17 protein-coding genes are annotated in these 17,091 nt (G+C 69.2%); 10 read left to right on the top strand and 7 right to left on the bottom strand.

Features of this window, described 5'->3' with window-relative positions; translation table 11 throughout:
• Positions 1–204: 204 nt before the first annotated feature.
• Positions 205–834, bottom strand: coding sequence for a DUF1003 domain-containing protein (locus NG1_RS30030; protein WP_062976509.1), 630 nt, complete (start codon positions 832–834; stop codon positions 205–207).
• 58 nt (positions 835–892) lie between these two features.
• On the bottom strand, positions 893–2,173 hold the full coding sequence (locus NG1_RS30035) for a magnesium transporter MgtE N-terminal domain-containing protein (RefSeq protein ID WP_062976442.1): 1,281 nt from the start codon (positions 2,171–2,173) through the stop codon (positions 893–895).
• 62 nt (positions 2,174–2,235) lie between these two features.
• On the opposite strand from NG1_RS30035, the gene NG1_RS30040 reads away from it, so the two are divergent.
• Genes NG1_RS30040 through NG1_RS30050 form a run of 3 tightly spaced genes read left to right on the top strand, consistent with a single transcriptional unit; the run spans position 2,236 to position 4,281 of the window.
• Positions 2,236–3,192 (top strand): HpcH/HpaI aldolase/citrate lyase family protein, encoded by a 957-nt coding sequence (locus NG1_RS30040; RefSeq protein WP_062976511.1) that lies wholly within the window; start codon positions 2,236–2,238, stop codon positions 3,190–3,192.
• A 12-nt stretch (positions 3,193–3,204) separates the two neighbouring features.
• Positions 3,205–3,696, top strand: a complete 492-nt coding sequence (locus tag NG1_RS30045; RefSeq protein WP_040869460.1) for a YflT domain-containing protein — start codon at positions 3,205–3,207, stop codon at positions 3,694–3,696.
• 3 nt (positions 3,697–3,699) lie between these two features.
• Positions 3,700–4,281, top strand: coding sequence for a suppressor of fused domain protein (locus NG1_RS30050; RefSeq protein WP_084499302.1), 582 nt, complete (start codon positions 3,700–3,702; stop codon positions 4,279–4,281).
• Between the two features lie 12 nt (positions 4,282–4,293).
• Here the strand turns inward: NG1_RS30050 and NG1_RS30055 are convergent, their stop codons facing one another.
• Positions 4,294–5,373 carry a magnesium and cobalt transport protein CorA gene (locus tag NG1_RS30055; RefSeq protein WP_218019017.1) on the bottom strand — a complete coding sequence of 360 codons (1,080 nt, stop codon included), beginning with the start codon at positions 5,371–5,373 and terminating at the stop codon, positions 4,294–4,296.
• Positions 5,374–5,448: 75 nt separating this feature from the next.
• Here NG1_RS30055 and NG1_RS30060 point away from each other — a divergent pair, with 75 nt between their 5' ends.
• The 4 genes from NG1_RS30060 (at position 5,449) to NG1_RS30075 (ending at position 9,867) form a co-directional block, all read left to right on the top strand.
• A complete protein-coding gene (locus tag NG1_RS30060) occupies positions 5,449–6,303 on the top strand; it encodes a PHP domain-containing protein (RefSeq protein WP_062976446.1) in 855 nt (284 codons plus the stop codon).
• Positions 6,300–6,566, top strand: coding sequence for a hypothetical protein (locus tag NG1_RS30065; protein WP_051175505.1), 267 nt, complete (start codon positions 6,300–6,302; stop codon positions 6,564–6,566). The genes NG1_RS30060 and NG1_RS30065 overlap by 4 nt, the downstream gene beginning before the upstream one ends.
• Before the next feature lie 51 nt (positions 6,567–6,617).
• The gene (locus tag NG1_RS30070; RefSeq protein WP_245660123.1) at positions 6,618–8,150 is read left to right on the top strand and encodes an FAD-binding protein; all 1,533 of its coding nucleotides are present in this window, start codon (positions 6,618–6,620) and stop codon (positions 8,148–8,150) included.
• Between the two features lie 520 nt (positions 8,151–8,670).
• A complete protein-coding gene (locus NG1_RS30075; RefSeq protein ID WP_062976450.1) occupies positions 8,671–9,867 on the top strand; it encodes an NAD(P)-dependent malic enzyme in 1,197 nt (398 codons plus the stop codon).
• A gap of 81 nt (positions 9,868–9,948) precedes the next feature.
• Here the strand turns inward: NG1_RS30075 and NG1_RS30080 are convergent, their stop codons facing one another.
• The 4 genes from NG1_RS30080 to NG1_RS30095 are packed head-to-tail and all read right to left on the bottom strand — an operon-like array spanning position 9,949 to position 13,383.
• A complete protein-coding gene (locus NG1_RS30080; RefSeq protein ID WP_062976454.1) occupies positions 9,949–10,665 on the bottom strand; it encodes an ABC transporter permease in 717 nt (238 codons plus the stop codon).
• Entirely contained in the window at positions 10,662–11,330 is a 669-nt protein-coding gene (locus tag NG1_RS30085; RefSeq protein WP_062976456.1) for an ABC transporter permease, read from the bottom strand. Before NG1_RS30085 ends, NG1_RS30080 begins: the two co-directional genes overlap by 4 nt.
• Before the next feature lie 6 nt (positions 11,331–11,336).
• A complete protein-coding gene (locus NG1_RS30090) occupies positions 11,337–12,485 on the bottom strand; it encodes an ABC transporter ATP-binding protein (RefSeq protein WP_062976458.1) in 1,149 nt (382 codons plus the stop codon).
• 13 nt (positions 12,486–12,498) lie between these two features.
• Positions 12,499–13,383: an ABC transporter substrate-binding protein gene (locus NG1_RS30095; protein ID WP_157114325.1), complete on the bottom strand. Its 885-nt coding sequence runs from the start codon at positions 13,381–13,383 to the stop codon at positions 12,499–12,501.
• 242 nt (positions 13,384–13,625) lie between these two features.
• On the opposite strand from NG1_RS30095, the gene NG1_RS30100 reads away from it, so the two are divergent.
• From NG1_RS30100 to NG1_RS30110, 3 genes are all read left to right on the top strand, one after another.
• Entirely contained in the window at positions 13,626–14,516 is an 891-nt protein-coding gene (locus NG1_RS30100; RefSeq protein ID WP_062976460.1) for a glycine betaine ABC transporter substrate-binding protein, read from the top strand.
• Positions 14,517–14,893: 377 nt separating this feature from the next.
• Positions 14,894–15,589: a PadR family transcriptional regulator gene (locus NG1_RS30105; protein ID WP_062976462.1), complete on the top strand. Its 696-nt coding sequence runs from the start codon at positions 14,894–14,896 to the stop codon at positions 15,587–15,589.
• An 11-nt stretch (positions 15,590–15,600) separates the two neighbouring features.
• Positions 15,601–17,082, top strand: a complete 1,482-nt coding sequence (locus tag NG1_RS30110; protein WP_062976464.1) for a DHA2 family efflux MFS transporter permease subunit — start codon at positions 15,601–15,603, stop codon at positions 17,080–17,082.
• Positions 17,083–17,091: the final 9 nt, after the last annotated feature.

The raw sequence follows: 17,091 nt of genomic DNA on the forward strand, positions 1-17,091 counted from the left end.
CCGCCAACACCTCAGGCGCCCGCGGCACCGACACCCCCACCGGCGACTGCGCACCCGAACCACTCACCACCACACCAGCAACAACCAAAGCCGAGACCGTTATCGGAGCAGATACACGCATTCGGCCACACCCAATCCTCGACGTCGTGGGAGCAGCCGTCGCGACAACCCCTGCGCCGGCCACTCTGGACAACGTTGTCCAGGTTACCCACCAGTCAGGTCCTTATTCGGTATTTTCGGTTGATCACTGGTTCCCGACGGTGAAACCGCTGCTGGAGCAGGCTTTCGGCCGGAGCTTTTCTTGCGGCCACCCTTTCCGCCGCTTTCCGTTCGGATCTCGTGATCAGGGGATTCCCCGTACTCCATTCGGTCCAGAATCCCTTTCAGTTCCTCCAATTCCCGGCGCAGGTAATCGCGGGTGGCCACTTCGCCGACGGCGATGCGCAGCGCCGCGAGTTCCCGGGCGAGGAACTCGGTGTCCGCCTTGGTCTGCGCGGCCCGCACCCGGTCCTCCTCCAGGGCCACCCGGTCCCGGTTGTCCTGCCGGTTCTGCGCCAGCAGGATCAACGGCGCCGCGTAGGCGGCTTGGGTGGAGAACGCCAGATTCAGCAGGATGAACGGGTATGGGTCCCACCGCAGGGCGACCACGAAGATGTTCAGCAGAATCCAAACCAGCACGAGGATCGTCTGGACCGCCAAATACCGTCCGGTCCCCAGGAATCGCGCCACCCGTTCGCTGCTGCGGGCCAAAGCCTCGGCGTCCCACTCGAACCGGAACCGGCTTTCCACCGGTGTTTCCAAACGCTGGCGCGCCCTGCTGGGACCGAGCCGCATGCCCGGGTCGTTCTCGCTCACGGTGTGTCCTTTCGGGCGTGAGCGGGGCCCCGCGCGGTCACGCCCTGCCCCTCTCGTCGGTCTCTTCCTGGTCGCGCCAGTCTTCGGGCAACAGGTGATCGAGGACGTCGTCGACGCTTACCGCGCCGAGCAGATGGTTCTCCTCGTCCACCACCGGTCCGCAGACCAGGTTGTAGGTCGCGAAATATCGCGTCACCGCGGCCAAGGGGAGATCTGGGCGCAGCGGCGACAGGTCGGTGTCGAGAATGCCGCCCACCAGGTGGGCGGGAGGTTCGCGCAGCAATTGCTGGATGTGCACCGAACCGAGGTAGCGGCCGGTCGGCGTCGCGGTGGGCGGACGCACCACGAACACCATGGAGGCCAGCGCTGGGGTGAGGTCGGGGTTGCGCACCCGCGCCAGCGCTTCGGCCACCGTCGTCGACGGCGTCAGGATGATCGGTTTCGGCGTCATCAGACCGCCCGCGCTGTAGGGGGAGTGCGCGAGCAACCTGCGCACCGGTTCGGACTCCTGGGGGTCCATCAGGGCGAGCAGCGATTCGGCCTCGCCCTCGGGCAGCTCGCCCAGCAGGTCGGCGGCGTCGTCGGGGTCCATCGCCTCCAGCACGTCGGCGGCCCTGCGCACCTCCAGGTGACCGAGCAACTCGACCTGCTCGTCGTCGGGGAGTTCCTGCACCACGTCGGCCAGGCGTTCGTCGTCCAGCGCGACGGCCACCTCGATCCGCCGTTTCTCCGGCAGCTCGCGCAACTGCTGCGCCACGTCGGCCGCGCGCATGCCTTCGAACTGTTCGAGCAGTTGCGTGACGTCCTGCCCCGGCCTGCCGATCTCGTAGGGCGTCAGGCCGGACACCATGGTCCAGTCCACCACGTGCACCGTGCGCCTGCGGCCCAGCCTGCGGTGCCCGCGCACCGCGACCCTGCTGACCAGCCAGTCCCTGGAACGGGTCTGCTCGATGCCGAGATCGACCACGTGGACGTCCACGTCCGCCAGGTCGGGCAGGTCCGGGTCCTCGACCCGCACCACCGAGTCGACGATCTGTGCCAGGGCGAGCATCTCGCCGGGTCGCTGATTGAAACGGCGCAGGCTCACCGTTCCGGTGTTCAGCGTGACCACGCCGGGTTCGATCGCGGTGATCCGCAGGATCGGCACGAAAATACGCCGCCGGGTGGGCAGTTCGACGACCAAGCCGTGCACCCGCGGTTGCTGGCGGTCGGAACGGACGGCCACGACGACGTCGCGAATCCGGCCGATAGACTCGCCGTCCGGTCCCAGCACCGCCAAACCGGCCAGCCTGGCGACGTACACCCTGGTAGCTGCCATGCTGTCAGGCTAGATGTTCGCGGGCGGGTGTTCGCACCCCGCCACGATCGACGGGAGTGATCATGAAGCCGCGCCGTTCGGTGCTCGCCTGCCCGGGCAGCAACACGAAGATGATCGCGAAGGCCAAGACCTTGCCCGTCGACGAGGTGTTTCTCGATCTGGAGGACGCGGTGGCCCCGGTCGCGAAGGCCGAGGCGCGGGCGAACATCGTCGCGGCGCTCAACGACTCCGGGTGGGGAACGCAACTGCGCGTGGTGCGGGTCAACGACTGGACCACCGAATGGACCTACGCGGATGTCATTTCCGTGGTCGAGGGCGCGGGCGCGGCGCTGGACGCGATCCTGCTGCCCAAGGTGACCGACGCGGGCCAGGTGCGCGCGCTGGACCTGCTGCTGACCCAGCTGGAGAAGGCCTGCGGCCTCGACGCCGGGCGGATCGGTATCGAGCCGCAGATCGAGAACGCGGCCGGGCTGCGCGCGATCGACGCGATCGCCACCGCGAGCCCCCGGGTGCAGACGCTGGTCTTCGGCCCGGCGGACTTCATGGCCAGCATCAACATGCGCACCTTGGTGGTCGGCGAACAACCGGAGGGCTACGACACCGGCGACGCCTACCACCACATCCTGATGACCATCCTGCTCGCGGCCCGTGCGCACGTCTTGCAGGCGATCGACGGCCCGTACCTGCAGATCCGGGATGTGGAGGGTTTCCGGCGGGCCGCGGCGCGCACGGCCGCGCTCGGATTCGACGGCAAATGGGTGCTGCACCCCGGACAGATCGAGGCGGCGAACGAGATCTTCAGCCCGCGCCAGTCGGACTACGACCGTGCCGAGGAGATCCTCTACGCCTATGCCTTTCACACCTCGGCTGCAGGCGGCGCGCGCGGCGCGGTGATGCTCGGTGACGAGATGATCGACGAGGCCAGCGCCAAGATGGCCCACGTGATCGCGGAGAAGGGCCGTGCCGCCGGAATGACGCGCACCACGCGTTTCACACCACCGCGGGATGCGTCGGAATAGCAGAATGGAACCATGACGAATCCCTTGGGGAACTCGAGCCGTGCGCGGCAGGGCCTCCCGACACCCCCGTCGGGCTGGCCGGTCGGCTCGTATCCGACCTATGTCGAGGCGCAGAAGGCGGTCGACTACCTGGCCGACAACCAGTTCCCGGTGCAGGACGTGACCATCGTGGGCGTCGACTTGATGCAGGTCGAGCGGGTCCTCTATCGGCTGACCTGGGGCAAGGTGATCGGCGGCGGCGTGGTGTCGGGCGCCTGGCTCGGCCTGTTCCTCGGTCTGCTGCTGAGCCTGTTCACCACCAGTGGGGCGCTGGGTCCGCTGCTCGTCGGCTTGATCGGCGGCGTCATCTTCGGCGTCATCTCGACCTCGATCCCGTACGCGGCCACCAGGGGCCAGCGCGATTTCGCCTCCACCATGCAGTTGGTGGCAGGCCGCTACGACGTGCTGTGCGATCCGAAGTCGGCCGAACAGGCTCGGGACATGCTCGCGCGGCTGGCGATCTGAGGCATGGAAGTACTGGAGACGGTCCGCACCGAGGTGCTGGGCCATTTCGGGGTGGAGGCCGCGCACGTCGACGCCGCGTCGGTCACCTTCCTGGGCTTGGAGCCGATCGAGATCCTGCGCATCGCCGAGGGCGATCTGGTGCACTATGTGACGCTCGGCGCCAGCAGGCATCCGATGGGCGATCCCGCCGCGGTGCACGCCGACCCGGTGCGCGGGCCGCGCGCCGAGCTGGTTCTGACGTTGCGGTCCGGCGTCGGCGCCAGCTCCGGCCTGGCCAAATCGCTCGGCGTGCTCGCCGCGGCTCCGGTCGTGGAAGGCGTTGTGCTGCAAGCGGACGCGCTGCTGGATCTGGGTGAGCCGATGTGGCGCGACGCGCCGTTCACCGCGGTTCTGCTCGGCGACAGCGACATTCCGGCCGTGTCGCTGCCCGACCCGGCCGAGCCGGTGCGGTACTTCGCCGTGACGCCGGTGACCGCGACGGAGGCGGCGTGGGTACGCGTTCGCGGCGCGCAGGCGTTGCGGGAGGCGTGGCAGGAGGCGGGGATCGACGTGCGCGACCCGAGGCGCGGCGCCGCCAGCTTGTGATCCGTCGCCCGGCTACAGCCACTTGTTGCGGCGGAAGGTGAAGAACAAGCCCGTGCAGATGGCGAGGATGAGCACCCACACCATCGGATAACCCCAGACCTGGTGCAGTTCGGGCATGTGATCGAAGTTCATCCCGTAGATGCCCGCGATCATCGTCGGCACCGCCGCGATCGCGACCCAGGCCGAGATCTTGCGCATGTCGGTGTTCTGCTGCACGCCGATCCGGGCCAGCGCGGCGCTGATCAGCGCGCTGAGCGCCTCGTCGAAGTCGTTGATCCGTTCGGCGACGGCGGCGTGCTGCTCCGCGACGTCGCGCAGATAGCGCCGGACCTCCTTGGGCACCGGCAGATCCGGTTTATGACTCAGCTGGTCGAGCGGCGCGGCCAGCGGATTCACCGCGCGCCGCAGCTCGACCACTTCGCGCTTGAGCTGGTAGATGGATTCCACGGTGACCCTGCTACGCGGAGTGAAGATCTCCTCTTCCATCTCGTCGATGTCGTCCTCGACCGACTGGGCCACCTCGATGTAGGAGTCCACCACCCGGTCGGCGATCGCGTGCAGCACCGCGCCGGGGCCGAGCGCCAGTTGCGTGGGGTCCTCCTCCAACGCCTTGCGCACCTCGGCCAGCCCGGAATGCTCACCGTGCCGGACGGCGACCACGAAGTCGGGGCCGGTGAACACGATGATCTCGCCGGTCTCCACGATCTCGCTGACGCTGTTCAACTCGTGCTCGACGTAGCTGACCGTGCGCAGCAACAGCAGCAGCGAATCGTCATAACGTTCCAGCTTCGGCCGTTGGTGCTTCTCCAAGGCGTACTCCACGGCCAGCGGATGCAGCCCGAAGGTCTCGGCGATGTCGGCCATCTGGGTGCGGTCCGGATCGTGCAGCCCGACCCAGACGAACCCGTGTTCCTCGCGGGCTCGCGCGAGGGCCGCTTCATGCGTGAAGCGTCCGGACAGGCGCTTGCCGTCCACGTACACCGCGCAGTCGACGATCGCCTGCGCCGTCGGGACCGGGATGAAACGGTGCGCGGGCGTTCGGCCGGATCCACGAAGTGAGGAGAGCGGAGAAAAGGACGGCACCTTGACGATGCTACGTCGCCGCAGGCTGCCGGAAGCTCGCCTGCGCGTGCGGGAAGACGCCGCCGCACTGTAAGACTTGAAGGCGTGCGCATCGACCTCCATACCCACTCGACCGCGTCCGACGGCACCGACACCCCGGCCGAACTCGTGCGGAACGCGGCCGCCGCGGGCCTGGACGTCGTCGCGATCACCGATCACGACACCACGGCGGGCTGGGCCGAAGCGGTCGACGCGCTACCGGCGGGCATGACGCTGGTCCGCGGCATGGAGATGTCGTGTGTCGGCCTCGGCGAGGACGGCTGGCCGGTGCCCGTGCATCTGCTGGCCTACCTGTTCGACCCGGCCCATCGCGGCTTCGCCGAGGAACGCGAGCGGCTGCGCGCCGAACGGGTGGAGCGGCTGCGCGCCATGGCCGAGCGGATGGCCGCCGACGGACTGCCGATCGATCCCGATGCCGTGCTGGCCTCGGCCGGTCCATCGGCGGGGCGACCGCACCTGGCCCGCGCGCTGGTCGCCGCCGGTGTGGTGCCGAGCGTGGACGCGGCGTTCGACGAATTGCTCGCCCCGCACGGCCGCTACTACGCCGAGAAGGCCGACACCCCGCTGCGCCGGGCGGTGCAGATGATCGCCACCGCGGGCGGGGTCAGCGTGCTGGCGCACACCAGGGCGCGCAAGCGGGGCAGGCTGCTCGCGCTCGACGACATCCGCGAACTGGCCGCGCTGGGGCTCGGCGGCCTGGAGATCGCGCACCCCGACCACTCCGCGGCCGACCGCGCGGTGCTCACCGATCTCGCCGCCGAACTCGGCCTGCTCACCACCGGTTCGTCGGACTACCACGGTTCGAACAAGACCATCCGGCTCGGCGACTACACCACCGATCCCGCGCAGTTCGAGAAGCTCGTCGGCAAGGCATCCGGCGTGCCGGTGGTCACCCCGTGAGACTCCTGCGCGGACTCAGCGGCATCGTCGCCGGGGGCACCGTGGTGGGCATGCTGGTCGTGGTCGGCGCCGCTGTGCTCGCGGATCGGCGCGGCTTCCCCGGTCCCGGCGGTGAATCGGTCACCTGGCATGTCGCGGCCGCGGTGGTCGCCCTCGCGGCGCAGATATATTCGGACCGGCACCGCGGGGTGGCCGCCTGCGCCGCATCCATGATCGTTTTTCTGGCTGCTGGACTATTGCTGTGGACACAATGGTGGAGCTGATTTCCGGGCATTGGTTGCGGCCGGATGAATTGTGCCGGAACATTTTTCTTTGTGACTGAACTCGAGACGAGTGTACTGGTAATCGGCGGTGGTCCCGCCGGTGCCTGGGCGGCCGTCTCGGCCGCGGCGGCGGGCGCCACCGTCGTGCTCGTCGACAAGGCGCACTGCGGCTCGAGCGGGCCGACCGCGCGCGGCGCGATCTCCTTGTGGCACATCCCGCCCGGCCCGGCGCGGGAGGAGGCGGTGCGGCGCGCGCACGCGCACGGCGGCGGGCTGGCGGATCCTGACCTGATGCACCGCGTGCTCGAGGAGACCCATCAGCGGGTCGAGCAATTGGCCCGGTGGGGTTGTCGCGTCGCCGGTGACCCGGCGCGACGGCGGATGCATCTGGACGGCGCCCGCTACCTGCGGCGGATGCGCCGCGTGCTGCGGGGAGCCGGGGTGCGCGTACTCGACCATCATCCCGCGTTGCAATTGCTCGTCGATCGCGAAGGGATGGTGGCGGGCGCGGGCGGACTGAGCGGGCACGAGGGGTTCCGGCACTGGAGCGTGCGTGCGGGCGCGGTCGTGGTGGCCACGGGAGGTTGCGCGTTCCTGTCCGGCGCCGCCGGCACCGACGTCGACACCGGCGACGGCCTGTTGTTCGCCGCGGAAGCGGGCGCCGAGCTGTCCGGAATGGAATTCTCCTGCGCCTACAGCCTGATCTCGCCGGACAAGGACGAGCAGGCCGCGCTCCGTGGTTTCGTCTCGCGATCCGCCCCCCTCTACGACGAATCCGGCGCCGAGTTGTCCGGCCATATGTCGGCGGCGCTCGCGGCCATCGCCGATGGACAGCGCATATTCGCCGCCTTGGACGACGTGCCGGTCGCCTTGCGGTCCCGGCCGACGCACCAGGGCCACGTCGACCGCGCCACACGGGTGCCGCTGCGGGCCGTGCTGGAGGGCACCGTGCGCGGCACCGGGGGACTGCGCGTCACCGGGCCGGATTGCGCGACGACCGTCGCGGGCCTGTTCGCCGCGGGCGACGTCGTCAGCCGGGAGGCGATCACCGGCGCGGTGAGCGGATCCGGCGGACTGAGCGGGGCGTGGGCGATCGCGTCGGGCGTGTGGGCGGGCACCGCCGCGGCGAAGTTCGCGCGGACCTCGGATCGCCGCGCCCCGGCGCGCGAGGTGCCGGGAGCCGGGCTGAACGCTGTGGCGCGGATCGACCCCCGAGCGGTGGTCGGCCTCGTCCAGGAGCACACCTTGCCGTTGCGGCGCAGCTACTGGCGCAGCGCGGGCAGCCTGCGCGACAGCATCGGCGAACTCGACGGGATGTGGCCCGGCGCGGAATTCGACCTCGGCGGTAGCGGTGTGGACCTGCTGCGCGCCCGGCAGGCCGCCGCACTGCTCGCGGTGGCGCGCTGGACGAAATACAGCGCGCTCATGCGCACCGAGAGCCGCGGCATGCACCGCAGGACCGATCATCCCGGCGCGTCCGACACCTGGCGGATGCGGCTGATCTCCGGTGGCGTGCGCAGCGTGTGGGTGCGCCCCGACGCGCCGCCGAGCCTGCCGGAGCAGCCCCACGATATCGTGGCATGATCTTCGCCCGCGTTGCCGTGGCCGCGCCCGCCCGCCGCCGCGCGGGACTCACACCGGCAACGCCGCGAGCGGTGCGATCACTCACCGCGCCGCGCTCGTGAACGGGGAGTTTCCGCTTACCTGAAGGTAATTCCCGCCTCCTACCGTTGGGTGATGGAGCGCGACACGGCCCAGGGAGTAACCGGTTTGGCAACTTGCCCACCGGACTGGCAGAATGTGTCGGATTCCTTACCTCCGCCACCGCCGGGTGAGGGAATCACGGAGGTCTCCGCCTCGCCGACGTACCGTCGCGACCCGCGAGATCACACCGCATGTTCTGTCCGGGCCCACCCGTCCGGTTTCTGTTTCGCGGATCAGTGCCGCGCCCGCCATCGAGATACCGGCAAGTCGTGTTCGCCCGCTCGCATCCGTCTCGAAACATACCGGTCAGCGCACTCGATGAGCGTAGTGAAACGACTTATACCCATTACCCAGGGGTAACCGTCCCCCGGTTTAGCCCGACCTGAGCAGGAGTGAAATCGTGTCACCTGTGACTGATGCACCGAATTCCACCGCAAGCCTGTCCGAAATCACAAACGACGAAATCTTCGCGGGACATCTCGGCGGCAAGCTCTCGGTCGAACTCAGTGCGCCGCTGGAGACCCAGCGTGATCTGTCGATCGCCTACACCCCGGGCGTCGCCCAGGTCAGCCGCGCGATCGCCGAGGACGAGGCGCTGGCGAAGCGCTACACCTGGACCGATCGGCTCGTGGTCGTGGTCAGCGACGGCACCGCCGTGCTCGGCCTCGGCGACATCGGCCCGCGCGCCTCGCTGCCGGTCATGGAGGGCAAGGCGGCGCTGTTCAAGAAGTTCGCCGGCCTGGATTCGATCCCGATCGTGTTGGACACCAAGGACGTCGACGCGATCGTCGAGACACTGATCCTGCTGCGCCCGAGCTTCGGTGCGGTGAACCTGGAGGACATCTCCGCGCCGCGCTGCTTCGAGATCGAGAAGCGCGTCATCGAGGCGCTCGACTGCCCGGTGATGCACGACGACCAGCACGGCACCGCCATCGTGGTGCTCGCGGCGCTCAACGGCGCGGCCAAGGTGCAGGGCCGCGGCATCGAGGGCCTGAAGGTCGTGGTGTCCGGCGCGGGCGCGGCCGGTGTCGCGTGCACGAACATCCTGCTCGCCGCCGGTGTCCGCGACGTCACAGTGCTCGACTCGAAGGGCATCGTCAACCGCGAGCGCGGCGACCTCAACGACGTGAAGGCCGAGCTGGCCACCCGCACCAACCTGCGCGGCCTCACCGGCGGCGCGGCAGAGGCGCTGGCGGGCGCCGACGTGTTCCTCGGCCTGTCCGCCGGTCTGATCGCCGAAGAGCTCATCGCGTCGATGGCGCCGGAGTCGATCGTGTTCGCCATGTCCAACCCGGACCCGGAGATCCACCCCGAGGTGGCGCGCAAGTACGCCGCGATCGTGGCCACCGGCCGCAGCGATTTCCCGAACCAGATCAACAACGTGCTGGCGTTCCCCGGTGTCTTCAAGGGCGCGCTGGACGCGGGAGCCCGGCGGATCACCGAGGGCATGAAGATCGCCGCCGCCGACGCGATCCTCAGCGTCGTCGCCGACGAACTCGGTCCGGACAAGATCGTGCCCAGCCCGCTGGACCCGCGGGTCGCTCCGGCCGTCGCCGAAGCGGTCGCCGCGGCTGCCCGCGCGGAGGGCGTCGCGTAACGCGCATCCTCACGCAGCTACAAGAACGCCCCGTTCATATCGAACGGGGCGTCCTTGTCGTAGGAACGGTGTTCGCCGTGATCAGCCGGTGGTCTGCAACTCGGCAGCGGGTGCGGCCACGGGGCGTGGCGCGCGGCGCAACCGGTCCACACCCGGCGCGCTCGCCCACACCGCGAACGCGAGCAGGCCGTCCAGCACCATTGCCAGCACGGCCACCAGCAGCGCGCCGACCAGCACCCGGTCGTAGCGGTAGAGGCTGATGCCGTCGAAGATGTACCGGCCCAGCCCGCCGAGGTTGACGTAGGCGGCGATCGTCGCGGTGGCCACCACCTGCAGGGTCGCGCCGCGCAGCCCGGTGAGCAGGATGGGCAGCGCGTTGGGCACCTCCACCCGGAACAGGATCTGCCGCTCGGTCATGCCCATGGCGCGTGAGGCGTCCACGACGTCGGCGGGAACGTTCGCGATGCCGGCGTACGCGCCCGCGAGCAGCGGCGGAATGCCGACCGTGACCAGGGCGAGCAGCGGCGGGACCAGGCCGAGGCCGAGCAGCAGCACCAGGAACGTCAGCAGGCCGAGGGTCGGCAGCGCGCGCATGGCGTTGGCGAACCCGACCAGCACCGCCGCCCCCCGCCGAGTGTGGCCGATGATCAGGCCCAGCGGTACCGCGATCACCGCCGAGACGGCGATGGTCAGGAAGCTGTACCAGAGGTGCTGGACGATCCGGGTCCCGATACCGGACGGACCGCTCCAGTTGGCGCCGTCGGTGAAGTAGTGCCAGGCGTCGAGGAACAGATTCATGTGGCAGCGCCTTTCGCCTTCGCCGTCCTGGCATCCGCGCGCACCCACGGCGTCGCCCAGCGGCCCAGCGCGTACACCGCCCGGTCGGCGATCAGCGCCAGCGCGAGCGTCACGATGACGCCCGCGATGATCTCGTCCGGATAATCGCGCTGGTAGCCCTGGGTGAACAGCTTGCCGAGCCCGCCGACGCCGATCAGCGCGCCGACCGAAACCATCGCGATATTGGTCACCAGCACCACCCGAAGGCTGGATACGAAGACCGGCACGGCAAGCGGCATGTCCACGGTGAGTGTGCGCCGCAGCGGGCCGTAGCCGACGGCGTCGGCCGCGTCGAGCACGGTGACGGGCACCGAATCCAGGGCGGCCGGGACCGCGATCACCAGCAGCGCCGTGGAATAGATGGTGAGCGCGATGACCACGTTCAGCGGATCGATGGCCGAGATGCCCACCAGCGGAGGAATGATCACCAGCAGCGCCAGTGAGGGGATGGTGTAGGCCAGGCTCGCGGCGGTCACCGTGACCCGGCGCAGCCACGACACCCGCCGCACCAGCGCACCGGCCGGAATCGCGATCACCAAGGCCAGCAGCAGCGGCACCAGCGCGAGATAGAGATGGGTCGCGGTGAATCCCATGATCTCCGAGAAATTCTCGACAAGGTATCTCATGGCCGCCTATCGCACCTGTTCTTCGAAGAAGTGGCGGTTGCGTTCGGCGTCCTCCCGTGCGCGCTGGCCGGCCAACTGCTCGAGTACTTCGGTGGCCAGCACGCCACCGCGCACGGCGCCGGAGTCGTCCACGGCCACGCCCGTTCCGGAGGGCGAGGAGATCGCGGCGTCCAGCGCTTGGCGCAGGTCACCGGACGGGGTGAACAGCGAGCCACCCGCCGACATGCTGTCGGCCAGTGCGCGGCCCGCGCGGAACCCTTCGACCCCGGTGACGTCCATCCAGCCGACCGGCTTGTTCGCCGCGTCCACCACCAGCACCCATTCGCCCGCGTCCAGCCGCAGCTCCTGCACCTCGTCTGCCACGGCCGTGCGGATCTCGTGCAGCGGAACGTCGTTCGCGGCACGGAAGGACAAGCCGCGATAACCGCGATCACGGCCGACGAAATCGGCGACGAAATCGGTGGCGGGCTGAGCGAGCAGGCGCTGCGGCGGGTCGTACTGCTGGAGCACTCCGCCGGGACCGAACACCGCCACCCGATCGCCGAGCGTGATCGCCTCGTCGATGTCATGCGTGACGAACACGATCGTCTTGTGCAATTCGGCTTGGAGCCTTTGCATTTCGATCTGCAATTCGGCGCGCACCACCGGGTCGACGGCGCTGAACGGTTCGTCCATCAACAGGACCGGCGGGTCCGCGGCCAGCGCGCGGGCCACGCCGACGCGTTGCTGCTGGCCGCCCGACAGCTGCGCCGGATACCGCTGGGCCAGTGAGCGATCCAGGCCGACCCGGTCGAGCACCTCGAGCGCCGCGGCGCGGGCTGCGCGCCGGGAGTCGCCGCGCAGCACCGGAACGGTCGCCACGTTGTCGACGACCGTCCGGTGCGGCAGCAGGCCGCCGCTCTGGATGACGTACCCGATCCCCAGGCGCAGCCGGACCGGATCGACTGTCGAAATATCTTGTCCGGCAATGGTGATCGTCCCCGAACTCGGAACGATCATGCGGTTGATCATTCGCATCGAGGTCGTCTTCCCGCAGCCGGAGGGGCCGACGAAAACGGTGAACGACCCGGATTCGATGCGCAGATCCAAGTCGGTGACGGCGTGGGTGCCGTTCGGATAGGTCTTGCTGATACCGGAGAATTCGATATCGGACAACGGATTCCCCTCCCTAGCCCACCGGCTTGTTCAGCCCTTTGGCGGCGACCCAGGCCTCGGCGGCGGCTTTGGGCTCGGTCTTGCGGGCACCGGAGACGGCCTCGTTCAGCCGGAGCAGCTCGTCGGTGGTCAGCTGCGCCGACACCGCGTTCAGCACCGCGAGCGCCTTGTCCGACTTCTTGCTCGCGTTGAGCAGCGGCACCACGTTCTGCGCGGGGAAGTTGTGCTTCGGGTCGCGCAGCGCCACGAGATCGTTCTGCGCGATGGCCGGTGAGGTGGTGAAGATATCGGCCGCGGTCACCTTGCCCTCGACCAGCGCGCGCACCGTGGCGGGACCGCCGCCGTCGGCGATCGGCACGAAGTTGTCGGCCGCGATGTCGAGGTTGTAGTTCTTCTTCAGACCGGGTAATCCGCCCGCTCGCTCCTGGAATTCGGCAGGGGCGCCGAACTTCACCTCCGCCGAGTGCGCTGCCAGGTCGGCGATGGTGCTCAGATTCCAGCGCTGCGCGGTGGCGCGGGTGACCACGACGGCGTCCGAATCCTCTCCCGGCGCCGGCGCGCCGATCGCGAGATCGGAACCGAGCGCCTTGCCGAGGGCACTCTCCACGTCGGCCGCGCTGGTGGCGGTGGCGTTCTTGTCCAGGTATTGCAGCAGGTTGCCGGTGTACTCCGGGATCACCGAGATGGCGCACTGCCGCAACGCCGGAATGTAGGCTTCGCGACTGCCGATATTCAGCTTGGTGTCCACGGTGAAGCCGTTGACGCGCAACGCCTCCGCGTACACGTTGGCGACGGTCTCGGACTCCGGGAAATTCGCCGAACCGACGATCAATCCGTCTCCCGAACAGCTGCCGCCGGTGGCGAGCGGATCGGAATTGCCACAAGCCGACAGGATCATCGCGGCGGCGAGAACGGCTGCGGCGGCGAGGACCCGGGCGGCGCGTAACGTGCCGCGCACGGCGGGTCGCCGACGCGCGGCGGCGTCTGGGGTGCGGGTGGATTTCACGAGAGTCCTTCCGACAGGACGGCGGGCGCGGGCTCGGCACCGAACGGCCGCCGGTACATTCTGGGTGTCCATACTGCCTGCTTCCGGGTTTTCCCGTTGGCTGTGTCGGTTCGTCGGAGGGTTGGTGTCGCCGGATGGTGTTGGCCGCGTCACAGCGGGTGCTGGCTCGGTTGCTGGTCGTCGCTTCGGTCGCCTTGGCCGTATCCTGCGGGAACGACGAGCCGGCGCCGTCGATCACCGTCGGCGCGGGTGATTCGATCGAGTCGTCGGTGCTCGCCGAGATCTACGCGGGCGCACTGGCGCGGACCGGCGCGCGCACCGCGGTCGCCCCGGGGCTGGGCGACCGCGCGGACTACCTCGCGGCGCTCGACGCCGACCGGGTTCAAGTGGTCGGCGAGCACACCGGGGCGTTGCTGGCCCACTTCGACGAACACGCGACGGTTCGGCTCCCCGAAAAGGTGGTGAAGGCGGTGAGCGCCGCGCTGCCCGAAGGGCTGGTGGTCTCCGACCGCGCCGAGGGCGCCGATCTGCGGCCGCGGCTGCTGCTCACCACGCAGGCGGCGGCCCAGGACAAAGTGCGGACGGTGGGCGATCTCGCGCCGCGCTGCGGCGGACTGACCGTCGGTGTGGCGACCACGCCGGGCCTGCTGCCTTCCGCCGGGCGTGAGCGCGTCGACGGGTGCGACTTCGCGGCCACCGTGGCCTTCCCGGATCCGGCCGCGTTGCGGAAGGCGTTGCTGGACGGACGCGTTCAAGTCGGTCTTCTCGGTGGTCCCCCTGAGCTGACGCCCGGCGCGACCGACGGATTGGCCGTGCTGGCCGACGACGACTACGCCGTGCGTGCCGAGAACGTGCTGCCGCTGTTCCGCAAAGGCCTGCTCGACCAGCGGCAGATCAAGAAGCTGAACTACGTCGCGGGCGAGCTGATGACCGACGAGCTGGCGGCCATGATCCGCAGCGTCCGGGACGACGGCGCCGCGCCGGGTGACGTCGCGCGTGCTTGGTTGGACAAGCACGCGCTGTAGTCGGCGAGGGTCTCCGGCCTGGCGTGCGCGGCGGTCCGCTCTGGCGAACAACGCTTCATTTCCGGTCTTGCAACAGCAACGGCGCTGGACAGGTTGCCAACGGTGTCGACCTTCGGCCGGAGCTGAAATCGAGAGGTCATCGAGAACCTGACGTCTCGGTGGCCTCTCGTCGTGTATCCGCGAGGTAGTCGGGAACGCGATACGCGAGGCCGGGGATTGTGTGGCTCATCACGGGTCGACCCGTCTTGTCCGCAGACTGTTCCGAGCCGTATATTCCACGTGGAATATTTAGCGTGGAGCATGTCGGCGTCCGGCGATAGCGTGCGGAACGGCGGCAGCCGAGGGCCGAGACGATTCAGCAACGGAGGTGACCCCGCATGGGGCAAGGGCAGGCGCATCCACCGGTGACACCGCTGGCCATCGCCGTGCTCGCACTGCTCGAGGAGCGGCCCATGCATCCGTACGAGATGTTCCAGACGTTGATCGCCCGGCGCGAGGACAAGCTGGTCAAGGTGCGGCCCGGTTCGCTGTACCACACCGTGTCCCGGCTGGCCGACCAGGAACTGGTCCGCGCCGAGGGCGTCGACCGGGCGGGCAACCGGCCCGAGCGCACCACCTACCGGATCACCGGGCGCGGCAGGGACGCGCTGCGCAACCGGATCGCCGAGATCGTGCGACGTCCCGTCCCGGAGTATCCGATCTTCCCGGTGGCGCTGGGGGAGTTGCACAATCTGCCCAAGCCGGAGGTGCTCGCGCTGCTGCGCGAACGAATCGGCGTACTGGAAACCGAACTGGCCGACGCCGACATGCTGAGCGCCTGGGCCGAGGAGCACGTCGTCCCCCGCCGCTACTGGATCGCCCTGCCCTATCTGCGGGCTCTGCTCGCCGCCGAACTCGCCTGGGTCGAGGAGTTCACCGCCGAATTGGCCGGCGGTGCACTCGAATGGGAGAACTTCGACCCGGTGACCGGCGCGCGCTCCGCCTACCACGGCGCCGATTCCGCGGTGTCGCCACCGATGCCCCCCGGCAGCGCGGCGAAACCCGTCTCGAATTTTTCGGATAATCCGAGTTAGGAACGAAACAGATGTCCACACAACGTAATCCGTGGCCGGCGCTACTGGCGCTGGTTGTCGGCTTCTTCATGATCCTGCTGGACATGACGATCGTCGCGGTCGCCAATCCCGCGATCATGACCAGCCTGCACGCCGACATCTCGCAGGTGATCTGGGTGACCAGCGCTTACCTGCTCACCTACGCGGTGCCGCTGCTGGTCACCGGCCGGCTGGGCGACCGATTCGGCCCCAAGAACATCTATCTGATCGGCTTGGCGGTATTCACCGCGGCGTCGCTGTGGTGCGGCCTGTCCGGCAGCATCGCCATGCTGATCGCGGCCCGCGCCGCGCAGGGCATCGGCGCCGCCCTGATGACGCCGCAGACCATGGCCGTGATCACCCGGACCTTTCCGCCGGACCGGCGCGGCGCCGCCATGGGCCTGTGGGGTGGCGTCGCGGGATTGGCGACCCTGGTCGGCCCGATCCTCGGCGGCGTGCTGGTGGACGGTCTCGGCTGGGAGTGGATCTTCATCGTGAACGTCCCGGTCGGCGTCGTCGCCTTCGCACTGGCGGTCTGGCTGGTGCCCGCACTGCCGACCCACGAGCACAAGTTCGACATCCCCGGCGTGCTGCTCAGCGGCGTCGGCATGTTCCTGCTGGTGTTCGGCATCCAGGAGGGCAACAGCTACGACTGGTCGTTGCGCATCTGGCTGCTGATCGGCGCGGGCATCGTGGTGCTCGCGGTCTTCCTGGTCAACCAGGCCAAGACCAAGGGTGAGCCGTTGCTGCCGCTGAGCCTGTTCCGCGACCGCAACTTCGCGCTGTCCAATGCCGCGATCGCCGCGATGGGTGCGGCGGTGACCTCCCTGATGGTGCCGACGTACTTCTACCTGCAGGCCGTGCGGGAGCTGTCGCCGACCAAGTCGGCGCTGGTCTTCGCACCCATGGCGATCGTGACCGGTTTCTCGGCCCCGCTGGTCGGCAAGTTCGCCGACCGCTTGCACCCGCGGATCGTGCCCACCGTCGGCTTCGGCTTGTTCGCGCTGTCGGTGTTCTGGTTCGCGGCCCTGATGGAACCGCACTCGTCGCTGGCCTGGTTCCTGGTGGCCGCGGCGCTGGCCGGCTTCGCCAACGCCTGCATCTGGGCCCCGCTGGCGTCCACGGCCACCCACAACCTGCCCGTCCAGCAGGCCGGTGCGGGCGCGGGCGTCTACAACACCACCCGCCAAGTGGGCTCGGTGCTCGGCAGCGCGGCGATCAGCGCGCTGGTGGCGGCCCGGATGACGGCGAACGGACTGGGCGGCGGAAAGGTCGCCGAAGGCGGCGCGGGCCAGGGCCCGATCCCGGAGTTCGTCAAGGATTCCTTCAGCACCGCGCTGAGCCAGTCCACCCTGCTCCCCTCCGCCATCCTGCTCATCGGCGTCGCCGCCTCGGTGCTGTTCATCCGCCACGGCAAATCCGCCCCGGCGCAACCCGAGCGAGAACGCGCCAAGGCCGACTCCGTAGCCAGCTGACCGATCGGC

Source organism: Nocardia gamkensis NBRC 108242 (assembly GCF_001612985.1).
GTDB lineage: Bacteria > Actinomycetota > Actinomycetes > Mycobacteriales > Mycobacteriaceae > Nocardia > Nocardia gamkensis.